We start from the raw sequence: 18412 nt of genomic DNA on the forward strand, positions 1-18412 counted from the left end.
AATGTCTGTAGTTGGCTAAGGTGCAGCTAAATGCGCGCGAACGGGCCTACTACGACCTTTCCCGCAGAAAGTGGCATGTATTTTGGCAATTAGCTTTACGCTCCCTGAATCAACTCAGATTGACGCACAATAACTTGCGCCTGTTTGATGCTGGCAATATCGACCAAACGCCCCTTATAAACCGTGGCACCTTCGCCCTTGGTGTTGGCGGCGTCCATTGCGGCGAGGATTTCGCGCGCTTCGGCAACTTGGGCCTCCGACGGGGTGAATACCTCATTTGCGATGCCGATTTGTTTGGGATGGATGGCCCATTTCCCAACCATGCCGAGGGTCGCCGAGCGCCGCGCCTGTGCGCGATAGCCCTCATCATCCGAAAAATCTCCAAACGGGCCATCAACGGGCAAAATCCCATGCGTACGGCACGCTGCAACAATCGCCGCTTGCGCCCAATGCCACGGATCAGACCAATGTTGGACCCCATCGCGCAGCATGTAATAATTCTCCTGCGTGCCACCAATCCCCGTCGTTTGCATCCCCATCGAGGCCGCAAAATCAGCTGCTCCAAGACTCATCGCTTGCAACCGTGGGCTGGAGGCAGCGATTTCTTCGACATGAGAAAGGCCCGCCGCGCTTTCGATGATGACCTCAAAGGAGATCCGTTTGCTGCGGCCTTTCGCGGCTTCAATGGCACTCACGAGGGCGTCGACAGCATAGACATCGGCGGCGCACCCAACTTTGGGGATCATAATTTGATCCAGCCGATCACCCGCTTGTTCAAGCAGGTCAACAACGTCGCGATACCAATAAGGCGTATCAAGGCTGTTGATCCGCACGGACAAAAGTTTGCTACCCCAATCGACATCGCTGATCGCGGCGATGATATTGGCCCGCGCGATGTCTTTATCCGCAGGGGCGACGCTGTCTTCAAGATCAAGATTGATCACATCCGCCGCGCTGGCGGCCATTTTTTCAAAGAGCGCAGGCCGCGAGCCGGGGCCGAAAAGCTGACAGCGGTTGGGACGGGCAGGGGCGGTAGGCTGTATGCGAAAACTCATGGGGGCCTCAATGGGTGCGTAAGTTTATTTCAATTGTTGCTTTTGGTTTGGTATATTCTTGCGCGATGAATCGCAAGCCCTTTGTGCAACTGCAGCAATCGCCCGCGCATGAAAGGAATCTCCGTATTTCAGATCAGTGTTCGTAATTTCTTTCATACTATTACCACTTGTCGGTGTAATCTTCGAAAATTACGTCGAAATGAGCGAAGCTTGAGAGGAAGTTCTAACCGAAATGAGGGATGCTCCCCCCAACATAGGAGCGCAACATGATTCCCACACCATATCTTCTCTTCCTCGGCGATGCGCCGGACCAACTCGCCACAAAAGTTGCCCAAGGCATAAAAGATTGGCGTCCCGATCACGCCATCGGCCAACTGCGCCTACCAACCTGTAAAGCAGACTTGGGTCTGACGGATATGACATTGGCCGAGGCAAAAGCCGCTGGTGCCAAAACTTTGGTTATTGGTGTGGCCAATCGTGGCGGAGTTATTTCCCCCGCATGGAAAGAAATTCTAATTGCCGCTATTGAGGCGGGCTTTGATATTGCGAGTGGTTTGCACAACTTGTTGCGCCATGAGGCCGATTTGGTGGCCTGCTCTATGGCGCATGGAACAAGTCTGCACGACGTGCGCGTTCCAGGAATCGACTACCCGATTGCAAATGGGGTCAAACGGACGGGCAAACGTGTGCTCGCTGTGGGGACCGATTGCTCGGTTGGAAAAATGTACACAGGTCTTGCGATTGATGCAGAAATGCAAAAACGCGGGATGAAATCGACATTTCGCGCCACGGGCCAAACCGGTATCTTGATCACGGGACAAGGTATTCCGCTCGACGCCGTTATTGCCGATTTCATGGCGGGGGCGGTTGAATATGTTTCCCCTGACAATGATCCAGACCATTGGGATGTGATTGAGGGGCAGGGCAGTCTGTTCCACGCCTCTTACTCCGGTGTCACAATGGCGCTTATTCATGGCGGCCAGCCCGATGCGATTATCCTTGCACATGAGCCCACCCGTAAACATATGCGCGGCCTTCCAAGCTATACTTTACCAACGTTGGAAGCCTTGCGCGATATGTGCCTACCGATTGCGCAAGTGGTCAACCCCGCTTGCAAAATTGTGGGTATTTCGGTGAACACAGCCAGCATGTCTGAGGACGAAGCGCGGGCCTATCTGTCTGAACTTGAGGCACGTATGGGCATGCCCGCGGTCGACCCGTTCCGCGACAATGCAGAACGGCTGGTCGATGCGCTTGAAGCTCTATAGGTTGCAAATATGAAAATCACCGTTTCCCCCGATACCTTTGCCTTGGCCGAAGTTTTTACCATTTCGCGCGGCAGTCGCACTCATGCGCATGTTTTGACCGTGCGCATTCAGGATGGCGAGCACCAAGGTTGGGGGGAATGCGTGCCCTATGCGCGGTATGGGGAGACGTTGGAAAACGTCACGGCCCTGATTGAAGGGTTGAAGACTCCCGTTGATCGCAACAGCTTGCAAGAGATGTTGCCCGCAGGCGCGGCGCGAAATGCAGTTGATTGCGCGCTCTGGGACTTGGACGCAAAACGCTCGGGGAAACGGGCATGGGAACTGGCTGGTCTGGACGCATCAAAACCCGAAATTACGGCTTTTACCCTGTCGCTCGCCAGCCCCGAAGAGATGAAATTGTCGGCGGCGAAACACGCTTTTCGCCCGCTTTTGAAAATTAAACTGGGGACGCCAGATGATATGGTGCGCCTTGAGGCCGTACGGGCTGGAGCGCCGAAGTCGCGGATTATCGTTGACGCAAATGAAGGGTGGAGCGCCGAAGTTTACAGCGAGCTTGCCCCCCATTTGATCCGTTTGGGCGTTGAGTTGGTTGAACAGCCAATGCCCGCTGGAGAGGACGATATGTTGGCCGAAATTGCACGCCCTTTACCCGTCTGTGCCGACGAAAGCGCACATGATTGTGCGAGCCTTGTGCATCTAAAGGGCAAGTACGATGTGGTGAATATCAAACTCGATAAAACCGGTGGTCTGACCGAGGCCCTAAAGCTTAAGCAACAAGCGATTGCAGAGGGTTACCGCGTTATGGTTGGCTGTATGGTCGGGAGTAGTTTGGCAATGGCCCCTGCAGTTCTTGTGGCTCAAGGCGCGATGATAACAGACCTTGACGGGCCGCTTTTGTTATCGCAAGACCGTGAGAACGCATTATTTTATGACGACTCAGGCGTGCATCCGTCAACGGCGGCACTCTGGGGATAAGGAGAGAACCATGAGCCGCACTGTCTATGTAAATGGCGAATATTTGCCAGAAGCTGACGCCAAAATCTCAATTTTCGACCGTGGTTTTTTGATGGCCGATGGCGTTTACGAAGTGACAAGTGTTTTAGACGGTAAACTGCTTGATTTCGCGGGCCATTCCAAACGTCTCGCGCGCTCCCTTGGGGAACTCGATATGGCCCTGCCGATCGAGATGGATGACCTCCTTGAGGTGCACCGCGAATTGGTGCGTTTGAATGATATCAATGAGGGTATGATCTATTTGCAGGTCACACGCGGCGCGCCGAGCGACCGTGATTTTGCCTTCCCAGATCCCGACGAGACCCCTTCGACGATTGTGTTGTTTACCCAGAACAAGCCCGGTCTTGCCGACACTCCTGTAGCGAAAAAAGGCATCAAGGTTATCTCGATTGAGGATATCCGCTGGGGACGCCGTGACATCAAAACGATCCAGCTTCTCTATCCCTCAATGGGCAAGATGATGGCCAAAAAAGCTGGCGTTGATGATGCGTGGATGGTTGAGGATGGCATGGTTACCGAGGGCACCTCCAACAACGCCTATATCGTAAAAAACGGCAAGATCATCACGCGCCACCTTGGCACTGAAATCCTCGCAGGGATTACCCGCAACGCCGTTTTGCGGTTTGCCGAAGAGGCGCAAATGACCGTTGAAGAACGCAGCTTTACCATTGCTGAAGCCCAAGATGCCGACGAAGCTTTCGTGACTTCGGCGAGTACATTTGTTATGCCAGTTGTCGAGATTGACGGCGCTCAAGTCGGTGCAGGTGTGCCGGGTCCGGTTGCTGTGCGGCTGCGCGAAATCTATCTTGAAGAAAGTCGTAAAGCCGCGATTTAAATCAATAGAATCCAGCCTGAACCCTCACGCTGGCTTTCTATTTCTTCGCTACATTCTCATCAAATGCTTGTTTGAACGCGGCCTGTTTCTGTTGGGTCGCGTCGGTTTGATGATTGGCTTTCCATTCATCCATCGTCATTCCGTAATATGCCTCGCGAGCCTCGTCTTTGCTCATCTCAATGCCACGTTCATTGGCGGCCTCTTGAACCCAGCGCGATAGGCAGTTGCGGCAAAATCCCGCCAAATTCATCATGTCGATATTTTGCGCGTCGGTTCTTTGTTCCATAAGATGTGTGCGCAGAGTTCGAAAGGCGGCGGCTTCTAGCTCGAGTTGCGTTTGCGCGTCGATGTCTGGGCGATTGAAATTCATAGGGCACCTATAGTAAAAAATACGGGAACGAAGCCAAATATTAACCGCCTCGAAAGAAAGCGCAACGACACTCACTGTCACAGATGGGTTACAAAAGGCATTTAAAGTGGTCGTGCAGATGGATGTATGGCCCGTTGTGTTTTGAAATAAAATGGGGCATATAACGGGCGGCCCACCGAAATTATTTTTTAACACGAGGAATCGACGCCGAATGACACGCGCTCGCAATGTAAAAATCGTGGCCACTTTGGGCCCCGCATCGAATGACTATAAAATGATACGTGCTTTGTTTGAAGCCGGGGCTGACGTATTTCGCTTGAACATGAGCCATGGCGACCACGAAGAAATTCGTAAGCGCCACGAGATCATTCGTCAAATCGAAGAAGATACTGGCAAACCGATTGCGATTTTGGCTGACCTTCAGGGGCCGAAACTGCGCTGTGGCGTTTTTGCAAACGATGGTGGCGAAGAATTGGCCGTAGGCGCTAAGTTCCGCTTCGATCTTTCGGATGCCGCCGGAACCATAGAGCGCGTTCAACTGCCGCACAAAGAGATTTTCCAAGCGCTTGAAGTGGGCTCGACCCTTCTAGTAAACGACGGCAAAATCCGCGTGCGGGTTGAAGCGCGCGGCGAAGATTTCGCCGATTGTGTGGTCGAAGTTGGTGGTACGATCAGCAACCGCAAGGGTGTGAACGTCCCCGACGTGCTTCTCCCATTGGCGGCCTTGTCTGAAAAAGACCGCCGCGATTTGGAATTTGTCTGTGAATTGGGTGTGGATTGGTTGGCTCTGTCCTTTGTACAGCGCCCCGAAGACGTCTTTGAAGCGCGTGAATTGGCCAAGGGCCGTGCGGCTATTCTGTCAAAAATCGAGAAACCAGCAGCGGTTACCGCGTTTGACAGCATTCTTGCTGTGTCTGACGGGATTATGGTCGCCCGTGGCGATCTGGGTGTTGAATTGCCCGTTCAAAACGTTCCGCCAATTCAGAAACGCTTGATTCGCAAATGCCGCAATGCCGCGAAACCCGTGATCGTTGCCACTCAGATGCTCGAAAGCATGATCGAAAGCCCCGTGCCAACGCGCGCCGAGGTTTCCGATGTTGCGACCGCGATTTATGAAGGTGCCGACGCTATTATGTTGTCCGCTGAATCTGCGGCTGGGGATTTCCCAATCGAAGCGGTGACAACCATGAACAACGTGGCTGTTGAGGTCGAAAGCGACGCGACATACCGCGAAGTGATTGAAGCAAGCCGCAAATTCAAAGGCGTCTCTATCGCTGATGGTATCGTTGCTGCGGCCCGCGAGATTGCGGAAACGGCCGACATCAAAGCGATTTGTTGCTTCACGCAATCTGGGAATACGGCCCTGTTGGTGGCGCGTGAACGTCCACGTGTTCCAATCATTGCTTTGTCTCCAGTTAAGGAGACCTTGCGTCGTCTTTGCTTGAGCTGGGGCATGAATTGCTTCAACTCTGACAACGTTGATCGCTTCAAAATGGCCGTGATCGCAGCGGCTCGGGCTGCGCGTGCTTCTGGTCTCGCAACTGAGAACGATTCGATCGTGGTGACAGCGGGTGTTCCGTTCAATGTGCGTGGTACGACCAATATTCTACGCGTCGCACCTTGTGATGAACGGTTGATTTTGAACATCGATCCTGAATAGACTACTCTAAAGAGTAGTCTTTGGAGGGGTCTATGGATCCAGATCTTTTTCTAGTCATCGGTCTTTTGATCGGCGGATTTACCATTCCGCCGATCTTAGGTGCCATATTTGATGGGCGCCCCCCTCGGACACCCGCAGTTTTGGTCGTGATCGCGGGCGGGATGATTGCCTTCGCGGTCATTCAAAAGCCCGGAGGGTATGTCATCCAAGACATCCCCGGAGTCTTCTCCCACGTCATCGGAAAATACCTGTAACACGTGTTTTGGGCTTGCCCCTCTGGGGAATGCGTCCTATACGACGCGCTCTTACTGCGTGACCGGCCGAAAGTGGCATGCCGAGTCGCGTTTACACCGAATTCAAATAGGAGACGGAAATGCCCAAGATGAAGACAAAGTCGAGCTGCAAAAAGCGGTTCAAAGTTACGGCCAATGGCCTTGTAGTTGGAGGTCAAGCTGGCAAACGCCACGGCATGATCAAACGTTCCAACAAATTCCTGCGCAATGCGCGCGGTACCACAGTTTTGTCGGCTCCTGATGCGAAAATCATCAAGACGATGATGCCGTACGCTCGTTAAGGAGAATCTGATATGCCCCGCGTAACATCTGGTAAGGTAACTCACCGTCGCCACAAAAAAGTCGTCGACGCCGCTAAAGGTTTTTACGGCCGTCGTAAAAATCTTTTCAAAACAGCCACACAGGCCGTCGACAAAGCAAACCAATACGCCACACGTGACCGTAAAGTCCGTAAGCGTAACTTCCGTGCGCTTTGGATCCAACGGATCAACGCTGCCGTGCGTGCTCACGACGAAACACTAACATATTCGCGCTTCATCAATGGCCTTTCGTTGGCTGGCATCGAAGTGGACCGCAAGGTTCTCGCCGATCTCGCCGTACACGAGCCAGAAGCGTTTACAGCGATCGTTGAAAAAGCCCAAGCCGCTCTGGCTTAAGGCGTAACGCTCGCGAAGACTTCTTGAACCGAGAAGAAAATTTGAAGCCGCGGGCCTGTGATGGGTCGGCGGCTTCTTGCGTTTAACCCCCGATGTGATAGCACGGCGGGGGACAGAATAGGGGTCAGGCATGGACGATCTTCGGCAGAAATTTCTTGAGGCAATCTCCTCGGCAACCAATGAGGCAACCCTCGAAGACTTGCGGGTCTCTGCGGTGGGCAAAAAGGGCGAAATCAGCCTGAAAATGCGCGAATTGGGTAAAATGACACCCGAGGAACGCCAAACAGCTGGCCCCGCGCTCAATGCTCTCAAGGACGAGGTAAATTCGGCACTGGCCGCCAAGAAAGAAGCCTTGGGCGACGCCGCACTTGATGCGCGCTTGAAGGGCGAGTGGCTCGACGTGACGTTGCCCGCGCGTGGGCGTCCCGCAGGCACAATCCACCCTGTCTCGCAGGTCACAGAAGAAGTGATCGCGATCTTTGCGGACATGGGGTTTGCCGTGGCCGAAGGCCCGCAGATCGAGAATGATTTTTATAATTTCGATGCCCTCAATATTCCGCCGCACCACCCCGCGCGGCAGGAATTTGATACGTTTTATATGCACCGCGATGCCGATGACGAGCGCGCGCCTCACGTGCTGCGCACGCATACAAGCCCCGTTCAAATCCGCGAGATGGAAAAAACCGGTGCGCCGATTCGCGTGATTGCGCCAGGTCGCGTGTATCGTTCGGATTATGACCAAACCCACACGCCGATGTTCCACCAGATCGAAGGCATGGCCATTGGCAAAGATATTTCTATGGCCAATCTGAAATGGGTCCTCGAGGAATTCTTCGCGGCCTTCTTTGAAATTGACGGAATCAAAACCCGTTTCCGCGCCAGCCATTTTCCCTTCACGGAACCCTCCGCAGAGGTCGATATCCAGTGCAGCTGGGTTGACGGGCAATTGCGCATCGGCGAAGGCGACGGTTGGATGGAAGTGCTAGGTTCTGGCATGATGCACCCTAAAGTTTTGGCCGCAGGCGGCGTCGACCCCGAGAAATATCAGGGGTTTGCCTTTGGTATGGGGATCGACCGCATTGCGATGCTGAAATACGGCATCCCAGATTTGCGCGCCTTCTTTGATAGCGACCTGCGCTGGTTGCGCCACTATGGTTTCAGCGCGCTAGACATGCCGTCACTGGCGGGAGGTTTGAGCAAATGAACGATCACACTGAGAACCTAAACGACACATATCCTGGTGCAGGCACCTATTGTTTTGGCGAGAGTAAAGCCGACAGCGAGGCGCAACTAACGCTGGTGCGTGCGGGGACCAAACGTCTGGATTGCGCGGCTTTGGCGGAATTTGGCGGCGACAAAGACGCGCTCCCTAAAGTGGGCCGTTGCGATATCGCGACCGAATGGAATGGCGCACCAGCCCTCGTCACCAAGACCACAAAGGTCGAGCAGCACCGCTTTTGCGATGTGACGTGGGAGTTGGCGATGGACGAGGGCATGGGCAATAGCCTTGCCGATTGGAAAGCCTATCGTTCCGCATATTTTGGCCGCAACGGCGGTTTTGACCCTGAAATGATGTTGGTGTTCGAACGCTTTGACGTCGTTGAAGATTTGGCAGGGCGTGGGATCACGCCAACAAAGGATTAATCATGAAATTCACGCTTTCTTGGCTTAAAACGCATCTCGAAACCGACGCGCCGCTCGATGACATCCTCTATGCTCTGACCGATCTTGGACTTGAAGTTGAAGAGGTAACGGACCCCGCAGCAAAGCTTGCCGACTTTAGATTGGGCAAGGTCGTCAAGGCCGAGAAACACCCCGATGCGGATAAATTGCGCATCTGTACGGTGGCCACCGCCGACGGGGAAACGCAGATCATTTGCGGCGCGCCAAACGCGCGCGAAGGCATCACTGTGGTCGTTGCAAAACCGGGCACCTATATTCCGGGGTTGGATATCACAATTCAGGTTGGAAAAATTCGCGGCATCGAGAGCTTTGGCATGATGTGTTCCGAGCGTGAGATGGAACTCTCCGAGGAGCACGACGGCATCATCGAGCTTCCCGAAGGGGAAGTTGGCGACCGTTTTATCGACTATTTGGCCAAGGTTGATCCCGCCAAAGTGGACCCGATGATCGAAATCGCGATCACGCCGAACCGCCCAGATGCGCTTGGAATTCGTGGGGTCGCCCGCGACCTTGCCGCGCGGGGCCTTGGAGTTTTGAAACCCGCACCTGTAGCAAAGGTTGAGGGGACATTCGACAGTCCGATCACCGTGTCGATTGATGAGGATACGCGCAATGAGGGCTGTGACGTGTTCATGGGACGCATGATCCGCGGTGTGAAAAATGGCCCGAGCCCGAAGTGGCTGCAGGATCAACTGCTTGCCATCGGCCTGCGGCCTATTTCGATCCTTGTCGATGTGACGAACTTCTTTACCTATGATCAAAATCGTCCGCTTCACGTTTTTGACGCCGATAAGGTACACGGAAATTTACGGGTGCATCGCGCCAAGGGCGGCGAGACCATCGTGGCTTTGGACGACAAAACCTATGAATTGCAAGCCGGTATGGTTGTGATTTCCGACGACAATCAGATCGAGAGCATCGCCGGCGTTATGGGCGGGCTTGAGAGTGGCTGCACCGAGGAAACCGTCAATGTTTTCCTAGAGGCCGCTGTCTGGGAAACCATCCAGATCGCCAAGACGGGGCGGGCGCTGAAGATCAATTCCGATGCCCGCTATCGTAATGAACGCGGCATCGATCCGGCGTTTAATGCGCCCGCCATTGAGCTAGCGACCCAAATGATTTTGGACCTATGCGGTGGCGAAGCGAGCCATGTTGTGACTGCGGGGGAAGTTCCAGATGTAAGTCGCGCTTACAAATTGGACACGGATCGCGTGCAAAGTTTGGTCGGGATGGAGATCGCGCCCGAAGTTCAACGTGCGAGCCTTGAGGCTCTAGGGTTTGTGCTGGAAGGCGACATGGCTTGGGTGCCCAGCTGGCGGCCCGACGTCCTTGGGAGCGCGGATCTGGTCGAAGAAGTCGCGCGTATTGCGTCGCTTACCAAGCTTGAAGGGCGCCCGATGGCGCGCGCAACAGTTGGTGTTCCCGGCCCGATTCTGACACCGATGCACCGCCGCGAAAGCATGGCGCGTCGCACGGCGGCGGCGCTTGGGTACAACGAATGTGTGACCTATAGCTTCATCGATAAAGCAAGCGCCGAACTCTTTGGCGGCGGCTCGGATGCAACGATGTTGGCCAATCCGATCTCCTCTGAAATGAGCCACATGCGGCCTGACCTTCTGGCGGGTTTGATGCAAGCCGCAGCGCGCAATCAAGCGCGTGGCGTTTCCGATTTGGCCTTGTTTGAGGTTGGTCCGGCGTTCCACGGCGGTGAACCCGAAGAGCAGCATATTCAAGTCGCAGGCCTTTTGGTCGGAGCGACAGGCCCCAAAGACGTGCACGGCGAACGCCGTATGGTTGATGTGTTCGACGCAAAAGCTGACGCCGAAGCTATCTTGGCCAGTATCGGCGCTCCTACGCGTGTTCAGATTTTACGCGGAAAAAATAGCTGGTGGCATCCAGGGCGCAACGGAAGTATTTGCCTTGGTCCCAAGAAAATTATGGCCAGCTTTGGTCAGGTTCACCCAAAAACGTTGGAGAAAATGGGGATCAACGGCACGGCCGTAGCATTCACAGTCTACCTTGAACAGCCGCCGTACCCGCGCAAAACCAAGGCCACACGTGCGGCGCTTGTTGCCAGTGATCTGCAAGCGGTTGAGCGTGATTTTGCGTTTGTTGTCGATGCTTCGGTTGAGGCCCTGACATTGGTCAATGCTGCGGCAAGTGCGGATAAAGTTTTGATTTCGGACGTTGTTTTGTTTGATGAATTCAACGGTGAAAAAGCTGAATCTCAAATGGGTGCAGGCAAAAAATCCCTTGCGATCACCGTACGCTTGCAGCCCGTCGACGCGACATTGAAGGTGAAGGAAATTGAGGCGATTTCGGCGAAAATACTTGAGAAGGTCGAAAAAGCAACGGGCGGCGTTTTGCGCAGCTAGCTAAAAGGAACGTTGAAATGAGTTTGAAAGTCTATCTTTCGGGGGAAATCCATTCGGATTGGCGTGCGGAAATCATTGCGGGAGCCGAGGGCTTGAACATTGAGTTCTCCTCCCCTGTGACGGACCACGGCGCCAGCGACGATTGCGGTGTGGCAATTATGGGCGCGGAAACTGACAAGTTTTGGCACGACCATAAGGGCGCAAAACTCAACGCTATTCGGACCCGCAAGGCCATCTCAGAAGCCGACGTTGTTGTGGTGCGGTTTGGCGAGAAGTATCGCCAGTGGAATGCTGCCTTTGATGCGGGTTTCGCCGCGGCCCTCGGAAAATCCTTGGTCGTGATGCATGGCGCAGACCACCAACATGCGCTCAAAGAAGTGGATGCCGCGGCCCTTGCTGTGACCGAAACGCCTCAGCAAGTGATCGAAATTCTGCGCTATGTTCTGACCGGCAGCTTGCCGAAGTAAACTGTCGTTACTGATCTAGAACGGGACCGAAAAATCTTAGTGCTCGAGCTGAGGCACAAATGTTTAAACTTAGGGGAAATAAAATGTTTAAAGAATTTAAAGATTTCATCGCCAAGGGCAACGTCATGGACATGGCGGTCGGGATTATAATTGGGGCGGCGTTCACGGCGATTGTAAAATCACTTGTGACCGATTTGATCAATCCAATCATCGGATTGTTCACAGGCGGGGTGGATTTCACCAACAAGTTTTTCGTGCTTTCGGGCGGCACTGAGGGTGCGAGTTATGCAACGCTTGAAGCGGCGCGTGAAGCGGGCGCCGGGACATTTGCATATGGGGCCTTCATCATGGCCGTGATCAATTTCCTGATTATTGCTTATGTTGTCTTTTTGCTGGTGCGCAGCGTCAACAAAATCAAAGATGCAAGCGTGAAGGCAGAAGAGGCGGCGGAAGAAGCGCCCGCAGGCCCAACAGATATCGAACTCTTGGTAGAAATTCGCGACGCACTCGTCAAGAAATAGGTTCGTTGAAGTTAAAAATGGCCCGCATAAATTTAGCGGGCCATTTCTGTCTATTTGATCGCCAAGGCTGGCGACAAAACATCAATCCCAAGCGCTTTGCCTACCGCGTAATAGGTCAATTGTCCGGCGTGGACGTTCAGGCCATTCAGCAAGTGCGGATCATCGGTACAGGCCTGTTTCCAGCCCTTGTCTGCCAAGGCGAGAAGGAACGGTAACGTCGCATTCCCAAGGGCGATTGTGGACGTGCGCGCCACAGCTCCTGGCATGTTGGCAACGCAGTAGTGCATGATGCCATCGACTTCATAAATCGGGTCTTGGTGGGTCGTTGCGTGGCTTGTTTCGAAACAACCGCCTTGGTCAATCGCGACATCCACGATGGCTGCGCCGGGTTTCATCGTTGAAAGCTGAGCGCGACTGATAAGTTTTGGCGCGGCGGCACCGGGGACGAGGACGGCACCGATGACCATGTCAGCATGGGTCACCAAGTCAGCAGTATTCCCAGCGGTCGCGTAGGCGTTTTTGAAGGTGCCACCAAAGACGTCATCAAGATAGCGCAGGCGGGGCAGGGAGCGATCGAGAACCGTCACATCCGCGCCCATTCCAGCAGCAATCCGCGCCGCGTGGGTGCCAACAACCCCACCGCCAATGACCACAACACGGGCGGGCGAAACTCCCGGAACACCACCCATCAACACGCCGCGCCCGCCATTTGCTTTTTGCAGGGTCCACGCGCCAACTTGGGGGGCCAAGCGACCCGCGACTTCGGACATTGGCGCAAGCAGGGGCAACCCGCCCGCAGCGTCAGTGACGGTCTCATAGGCGATGGCTGTGCACCCACTGGCCAAGAGGTCACGCGTTTGTTCGGGGTCGGGGGCAAGGTGGAGGTATGTAAAGAGAACTTGACCTTCGCGCAGCATTTTACGCTCGACGGATTGGGGCTCTTTGACCTTTACGATCATATCAGCAAGAGCGAAAATTTCGGCGGCGGTGTCTTTTATTTCGACGCCAGCATCGACATAATCAGTATCGGTGAAACCGGACCCAATGCCAGCGTCGGTTTCCACCAAAACACGATGGCCGTGTTGGATCGCTTCTCGCGCGGCGTTTGGGGTTATTCCAACCCTAAATTCTTGGGGTTTGATCTCTTTTGGGCATCCGATTAGCATGGGTTCTCCTCCGTTTGAAGTTAGAGTTTGCGCCTTTCTCAACGCAATTGTTTTGAATTCTCTTCGTTGATCAGATAAGTTTTGGGATAATTCTACCAAAATGGCAGGAAAAATTCGAAGGAATCTGCGGAATAATGAAATTGGACAGTATAGATCGTCGAATTTTGGAGGTGCTCCAAAAGCAAGGTCGTATAACGAATGCTGAGTTGTCGGAGCGGATCAATCTCTCTCCCTCAGCATGCCATCGGCGGGTTCAGCACCTCGAGGCGGAGGGGTACATTCGGGATTACGTCGCGCTTCTTGATCCGCGTAAAGTTGGGCGGCAGACTACCGTTTTTGTGGAAATTACTCTCTCGGGGCAGACCGACGAAGTTTTGGATGCATTTGAGAAAGCCGTGACGCGGATTCCCGATGTTTTGGAATGCCATTTGATGGCAGGGACGGCGGATTACATGCTGAAGGTTGTTGCCCACGACACCGAAGATTTTGCGCAAATCCATCGTCGTCATTTGGCGCGCTTGCCGGGTGTGGCGCAAATGCAGAGTAACTTTGCGCTTCGAACGGTATTTAAAACGACGGCGCTTCCAGTTTAACCCCTGTCGGCAAAGTGCACTGGGGAGGAAACGGGGTGTCGGCCTCTTCGCTTTCGTTGAATCAGGTGGTATCGTTTTCACGAGCTATCTGGTTTTGGGTTTGCATAAGGGCCCAAGACCTTGCCGAATTGTATGGCGCGAGCAAAGGGCAATACTGCAAGGAGTGTGTGATGTCGGAACAGTTATTGAAAACCAAAGAGGCTCTGCTGGAGGCAGCTTTGCCGCATGTTGTCTTCGACGGTTGGAGCACGGCGACGCTGGCTGAAGCGGCGTTGGACGCGGGTATTTCGCCCGAAGACGCACAGGCCGCCTATCCGCGTGGCGGGGTTGATTTGGCGATTGCGTTTCACAAAGTGGGCGACGCGATGATGTTGGAGCGGCTGGCCGCTGCGGATATGTCGAACCTACGTTTTCGCGACAAAATTGCCGCCGCCGTGCGCTATCGCATTGAAGCCGTCACGGACAAGGACGCGGTTCGCAAAGGCAGTGCGCTTTTTGCGCTGCCCCAGAATGCCGCCGATGGATCAAAACTTGTTTGGGGCACGTGTGATGCAATTTGGAACGCCCTTGGCGACACGTCGGACGATGTTAATTGGTACACAAAACGTGCAACACTATCAGGCGTTTACGCATCAACTGTGCTGTATTGGTTGGGCGATAACGGCGAGGGAAACGCCGCGACATGGGAATTCTTGGACCGTCGGATCGACAATGTGATGCAGATCGAAAAGTTCAAAGCTTCGGTGCGGAAGAACCCGATTTTGAGCAAGCTTATGGCCGGGCCCGCGAAGGTTTTATCGGGAATTCGCGCGCCGCATTCCGCAGGAAATCGCGATGATCTACCGGGGCATTGGTCGCCAAAAGACGTAACTTAAGTGAGACAAAATGGTTGAAGTAAACACGATGCGGGCGGTGGAGATTTCTGCACCCGGTGGTCCCGAAGTTTTGCGTGAGACACGTCGGCCAATGCCGATTGCGCGCGCGGGTGAGGTTGTCATTCGGCTGGCCTATGCGGGGGTCAATCGCCCCGATGCGCTGCAACGGGCAGGGCTCTATAACCCGCCAGCGACCGCCAGCGATTTACCTGGACTTGAAGGGGCAGGCGAGGTCGTCGCACTTGGGGCTGGAGTGACTTCAGTTGCGCTGGGTGATTCTGTTTGTGCGCTTTTACCGGGGGGAGGGTATGCGGAATACGCCACTTGCCCTGCGGCGCATTGCCTCCCTGTTCCGGCGGGTTTAACCCTTAAACAGGCGGCCTGTTTGCCCGAAACGTTTTTCACGGTTTGGAGCAATGTGTTTTTACGCGGAGGCCTCAAGGCGGGCGAGCGGTTTTTGGTGCACGGCGGCAGCTCGGGTATCGGGACGGTCGCAATCCAACTTGCCAAGGCGCGGGGCGCGCGGGTGTTTACGACTGCCGGATCCGCCGAAAAATGCGCTGCCTGTACTGCCTTAGGGGCTGAGCGTGCGATGAATTATCGCGAGGTCGATTTTGCCAAGGAGATGCGGGAGATTGGTGGCGCCGATGTTATTTTGGACATGGTTGGCGGCGACTACCTTCAACGCAACATCAACGCGCTGGCGGATGATGGGCGCTTGGTTCAGATCGCATTTCTGCAAGGCTTCAAGCAGGAGGTGAACTTCATGCAAATCATGACGCGTCGCCTGACCTTGACGGGCAGCACGTTGCGCCCGCAATCGGATCTGGCTAAGGCACGGTTTGCCGAAGACTTACGGGCCGAAGTTTGGCCCCTTCTGGCTTCGGGCGCGATTTTCCCCGTGATGGACGAGGAATTCGAGCTGTCGGACGCCGCCAAGGCCCATACTCGGATGGAAGCCTCACAACATATTGGAAAGATTGTTTTAAAAGTCTCCTAATTGATCGGTGCGAACAAGGGTTTGGCCGCATTGCAGTCTCGAATGACATCGGGGCCGCAGCGGCGGGGCTCAAGAGATTTGGTCAGGCAAATCCTTGCTTCCTGAATGTAGTTTGATTTGCAGGTGATGGTGATTTGGTCGTGACTGAGCTGTGGGTTTGACTGCAAAAATGCCTCTTCGATGACCTTTGGTGGAACGACGAGGGTGTCGGTGATTTTGCGTAAAACGGGAGGCTTGGTCACGCTCTCAAATGCGCGACGGGCCGCAGCGAAATAATCCGTTCCCGAGAGGCCCGCACATTTTCCGTGCTTTTTCCATTGGTACCAAGCCACACCCGTCGTTCCCATGATATCCACCATGTTGCTTGTGAGGCTCCGAGACGGATTACGCTCGGACGTAGTGCAATTACTGGGCCAACCGCGTTCGTTTTGCGGCCACAACCCATGCAGTACCCAGCCAAAATCTTGGTCGGCATCGCATTGCTCACTGTTTTTTCGATCCCCTTCAAGCGCGCACCAATTCGGTGACCAGCTCAGGGCGAGAACATAATAGTCGAAATTCCCCGCGCGTTCGCCATCGGCCCAAGCCGTCGCAGCAAAAAACGGCGCAAAAAGTAGCCCGATAAATCCGAGTCGCATTTTCTCTTTCCTCTTTTGGTTGCGCACAGTATATACAGCTTAAGTTCCCCTTCAATGAGAGCCCGCCCGAATGAGGGTCGCCCCTTCCAGGGCTTAGGGAAGATATGTTCTGGGGATGTTGTATAGGAGAAGATCATGGCCAAACCAATTATGGCACGCGCAACCGCAGTATGGTTGGTAGACAACACAACGCTGACCTTTAAACAGGTTGCAGATTTTTGCGAATTCCACGAGTTGGAAGTTCAGGGCATTGCCGATGGCGACGTTGCGACCGGCGTAAAAGGGTTCGACCCGATTGCCAATAATCAGCTGACCGCCGAAGAAATCCAACGCGGCGAGGGCAACCCGCTCTATAAGCTGAAATTGAAATTCCTAGCCTCCGCTGTTGGCGAAGAAAAGCGTCGCGGTCCGCGTTATACGCCTTTGTCCAAACGCCAAGATCGTCCGGCGTCAATCCTTTGGCTGGTGAAGTTCCACCCCGAATTGACCGACGGTCAGGTGAGCAAGCTTGTTGGTACAACCAAGCCAACAATTCAGGCGATCCGCGAGCGCACACACTGGAATATCGGGAATATTCAACCAATCGATCCCGTTGCTCTTGGCTTGTGTAAGCAAGTTGAACTCGACTTCGAAGTTCAAAAAGCTGCCGCAAAACGCGCCAAAGAAGGCGATGTCATGAGTGACGATGAGCGCCGCAAATTGGTGTCCACTGAACAGAGCCTCGGCGTCGCGAACACCCCGCGCGTTTCCTCTGCAATCGAAGAGCTGTCAACATTCAGCTTCTCTACCGATCCACGTGATGAGGAAGAAGCTGAGGTGGTTCCGGATAAGGATACCTTCTTTAATCTTCCCGAAAGCGGTACGGACGACGAGCAGCCATAAGCCTAGATATCATTACAGAAAATGGCCCCTGCACCGATGGTGTGGGGGCTTTTTTGTGTTCGGGTTGTAAGTTCAAAACTGTTTGCGTGCTTTGAACGCGGCCTGAATCGTACCATCGTCGAGATAGTCCAATTCGCCACCAATCGGAACGCCCTGTGCCAGCGATGTGACCGATACATGCGTTAAATGCTCTGCGATATAATGCGCCGTGGTTTGCCCGTCGACCGTCACATTGAGCGCCAGCACGACTTCTGTAATACCCTCGGCTCGAATGCGTTCCAAAAGCTTGGGAATCCGAAGCTCTTCCGGCCCGACGGCATCAAGGGCCGAAAGCGTTCCGCCCAAAACATGATAGCGCCCACCAAAGGCCTGCCCTCGCTCCATTGCCCAAAGATCAGCGACGTCTTCGACGATACAAAGTTGGCCTGTGGCCCGCTTTTCGTTCGCGCAAATGTCACAGCGGTCCTGCGTGCCGATATTGCCGCAATTTACGCATTCCCGCGCTGTTGCCGCCACATTCTGGAGGGCGTTCGCGAGGGGCGTCATAACCAGCGCACGTTTTTTAATGAGATGCAAAACAGCACGTCGCGCCGAACGTGGGCCAAGCCCTGGGAGCTTGGCCATAAGGTTAACTAAATGTTCTATCTCGCGCGTGCTGTCGTCCATTTCGGATTAAAACGGCAGTTTCATGCCCTCGGGCAGCCCAAGGCCCTCGGTCAATTTTGCCATCTCGCTTTGGCTGCGTTCGCTGGCTTTTGCTTGTGCGTCTTTGATGGCTGCAAGGATCAAATCCTCAACAACTTCTTTCTCGCTCGGATCGAAAATCTTTGGGTCAATGTCGAGTCCCGTAAGTTCGCCCTTTGCCGTCGCCGTTGCCTTCACAAGCCCTGCGCCACTCTCGCCAACAACGGTGATGCTCGCTAAACCGTCTTGCATTTCGGCCATTTTCGACTGCATTTCTTGTGCGGCCTTCATCATTTTAGCCATGTCGCCCATTTGGCCTAAACCTTTGAACATTTTGATATCTCCTTGGTGTGTTCTCTGTAGATGGGGCTCTTTAG

General features: G+C 54.2%; 22 protein-coding genes. 16 read left to right on the top strand and 6 right to left on the bottom strand.

Annotated elements, in window-relative coordinates; translation table 11 throughout:
- Nucleotides 1-95: 95 nt before the first annotated feature.
- On the bottom strand, nt 96-1055 hold the full coding sequence (locus RC74_RS08500; RefSeq protein WP_039001857.1) for an L-malyl-CoA/beta-methylmalyl-CoA lyase: 960 nt from the start codon (nt 1053-1055) through the stop codon (nt 96-98).
- A 266-nt stretch (nt 1056-1321) separates the two neighbouring features.
- On the opposite strand from RC74_RS08500, the gene dgcN reads away from it, so the two are divergent.
- From dgcN to RC74_RS08515, 3 genes are read left to right on the top strand one after another with little or no spacing between them, the layout of a single operon-like run.
- On the top strand, nt 1322-2323 hold the full coding sequence (gene dgcN / locus RC74_RS08505; RefSeq protein WP_039001858.1) for an N-acetyltransferase DgcN: 1002 nt from the start codon (nt 1322-1324) through the stop codon (nt 2321-2323).
- Between the two features lie 9 nt (nt 2324-2332).
- Complete coding sequence (gene dgcA, locus RC74_RS08510; RefSeq protein ID WP_039001859.1) at nt 2333-3298, top strand: N-acetyl-D-Glu racemase DgcA; 966 nt, start codon at nt 2333-2335, stop codon at nt 3296-3298.
- Nucleotides 3299-3308: 10 nt separating this feature from the next.
- Nucleotides 3309-4172: a D-amino-acid transaminase gene (locus RC74_RS08515; protein WP_039001860.1), complete on the top strand. Its 864-nt coding sequence runs from the start codon at nt 3309-3311 to the stop codon at nt 4170-4172.
- 37 nt (nt 4173-4209) lie between these two features.
- Here RC74_RS08515 and RC74_RS08520 read toward each other — a convergent pair whose 3' ends face one another.
- Nucleotides 4210-4542 carry a DUF1244 domain-containing protein gene (locus tag RC74_RS08520; RefSeq protein ID WP_236940052.1) on the bottom strand — a complete coding sequence of 111 codons (333 nt, stop codon included), beginning with the start codon at nt 4540-4542 and terminating at the stop codon, nt 4210-4212.
- A gap of 211 nt (nt 4543-4753) precedes the next feature.
- Between RC74_RS08520 and pyk the strand changes: the two genes are divergently transcribed.
- The 9 genes from pyk to mscL all read left to right on the top strand — a co-directional run bounded on the left by pyk (nt 4754) and on the right by mscL (nt 12197).
- Nucleotides 4754-6202 (top strand): pyruvate kinase, encoded by a 1449-nt coding sequence (pyk, locus tag RC74_RS08525; RefSeq protein WP_039001861.1) that lies wholly within the window; start codon nt 4754-4756, stop codon nt 6200-6202.
- A gap of 32 nt (nt 6203-6234) precedes the next feature.
- Nucleotides 6235-6456 carry a hypothetical protein gene (locus tag RC74_RS08530; protein WP_039001862.1) on the top strand — a complete coding sequence of 74 codons (222 nt, stop codon included), beginning with the start codon at nt 6235-6237 and terminating at the stop codon, nt 6454-6456.
- 119 nt (nt 6457-6575) lie between these two features.
- A complete protein-coding gene (gene rpmI, locus RC74_RS08535) occupies nt 6576-6776 on the top strand; it encodes a 50S ribosomal protein L35 (RefSeq protein ID WP_039001863.1) in 201 nt (66 codons plus the stop codon).
- 12 nt (nt 6777-6788) lie between these two features.
- On the top strand, nt 6789-7151 hold the full coding sequence (rplT, locus tag RC74_RS08540; RefSeq protein ID WP_039001864.1) for a 50S ribosomal protein L20: 363 nt from the start codon (nt 6789-6791) through the stop codon (nt 7149-7151).
- Nucleotides 7152-7281: 130 nt separating this feature from the next.
- Nucleotides 7282-8355: a phenylalanine--tRNA ligase subunit alpha gene (gene pheS / locus RC74_RS08545; RefSeq protein ID WP_039001865.1), complete on the top strand. Its 1074-nt coding sequence runs from the start codon at nt 7282-7284 to the stop codon at nt 8353-8355.
- A complete protein-coding gene (locus tag RC74_RS08550; protein WP_039001866.1) occupies nt 8352-8795 on the top strand; it encodes an ASCH domain-containing protein in 444 nt (147 codons plus the stop codon). Before pheS ends, RC74_RS08550 begins: the two co-directional genes overlap by 4 nt.
- Before the next feature lie 2 nt (nt 8796-8797).
- On the top strand, nt 8798-11209 hold the full coding sequence (gene pheT / locus RC74_RS08555) for a phenylalanine--tRNA ligase subunit beta (RefSeq protein WP_039001867.1): 2412 nt from the start codon (nt 8798-8800) through the stop codon (nt 11207-11209).
- Between the two features lie 17 nt (nt 11210-11226).
- Nucleotides 11227-11676, top strand: a complete 450-nt coding sequence (locus RC74_RS08560; protein ID WP_039001868.1) for a YtoQ family protein — start codon at nt 11227-11229, stop codon at nt 11674-11676.
- A gap of 83 nt (nt 11677-11759) precedes the next feature.
- A complete protein-coding gene (gene mscL, locus RC74_RS08565) occupies nt 11760-12197 on the top strand; it encodes a large conductance mechanosensitive channel protein MscL (protein ID WP_039001869.1) in 438 nt (145 codons plus the stop codon).
- A gap of 50 nt (nt 12198-12247) precedes the next feature.
- Here the strand turns inward: mscL and ald are convergent, their stop codons facing one another.
- Nucleotides 12248-13363: an alanine dehydrogenase gene (gene ald / locus RC74_RS08570; RefSeq protein WP_039001870.1), complete on the bottom strand. Its 1116-nt coding sequence runs from the start codon at nt 13361-13363 to the stop codon at nt 12248-12250.
- Nucleotides 13364-13497: 134 nt separating this feature from the next.
- On the opposite strand from ald, the gene RC74_RS08575 reads away from it, so the two are divergent.
- From RC74_RS08575 to RC74_RS08585, 3 genes are all read left to right on the top strand, one after another.
- Complete coding sequence (locus RC74_RS08575) at nt 13498-13956, top strand: Lrp/AsnC family transcriptional regulator (protein WP_039001871.1); 459 nt, start codon at nt 13498-13500, stop codon at nt 13954-13956.
- Nucleotides 13957-14126: 170 nt separating this feature from the next.
- Entirely contained in the window at nt 14127-14831 is a 705-nt protein-coding gene (locus tag RC74_RS08580) for a COQ9 family protein (protein WP_039001872.1), read from the top strand.
- A gap of 10 nt (nt 14832-14841) precedes the next feature.
- Nucleotides 14842-15831, top strand: coding sequence for an NAD(P)H-quinone oxidoreductase (locus RC74_RS08585; protein ID WP_039001873.1), 990 nt, complete (start codon nt 14842-14844; stop codon nt 15829-15831).
- On the opposite strand, the gene RC74_RS08590 is transcribed toward RC74_RS08585, so the two are convergent.
- The gene (locus RC74_RS08590; RefSeq protein ID WP_039001874.1) at nt 15828-16469 is read right to left on the bottom strand and encodes a ribonuclease T2 family protein; all 642 of its coding nucleotides are present in this window, start codon (nt 16467-16469) and stop codon (nt 15828-15830) included. The two genes, RC74_RS08585 and RC74_RS08590, sit on opposite strands and share 4 nt — an antisense overlap.
- 135 nt (nt 16470-16604) lie before the next feature.
- Here RC74_RS08590 and RC74_RS08595 point away from each other — a divergent pair, with 135 nt between their 5' ends.
- Nucleotides 16605-17351 carry a DUF1013 domain-containing protein gene (locus RC74_RS08595; protein WP_039001875.1) on the top strand — a complete coding sequence of 249 codons (747 nt, stop codon included), beginning with the start codon at nt 16605-16607 and terminating at the stop codon, nt 17349-17351.
- 72 nt (nt 17352-17423) lie between these two features.
- Here the strand turns inward: RC74_RS08595 and recR are convergent, their stop codons facing one another.
- Both recR and RC74_RS08605 read right to left on the bottom strand, forming a co-directional pair.
- Nucleotides 17424-18017 (bottom strand): recombination mediator RecR, encoded by a 594-nt coding sequence (recR, locus tag RC74_RS08600; RefSeq protein WP_039001876.1) that lies wholly within the window; start codon nt 18015-18017, stop codon nt 17424-17426.
- Nucleotides 18018-18023: 6 nt separating this feature from the next.
- Nucleotides 18024-18368, bottom strand: a complete 345-nt coding sequence (locus RC74_RS08605) for a YbaB/EbfC family nucleoid-associated protein (RefSeq protein ID WP_039001877.1) — start codon at nt 18366-18368, stop codon at nt 18024-18026.
- Nucleotides 18369-18412: the final 44 nt, after the last annotated feature.

Source organism: Falsihalocynthiibacter arcticus (assembly GCF_000812665.2).
Lineage (GTDB): Bacteria > Pseudomonadota > Alphaproteobacteria > Rhodobacterales > Rhodobacteraceae > Falsihalocynthiibacter > Falsihalocynthiibacter arcticus.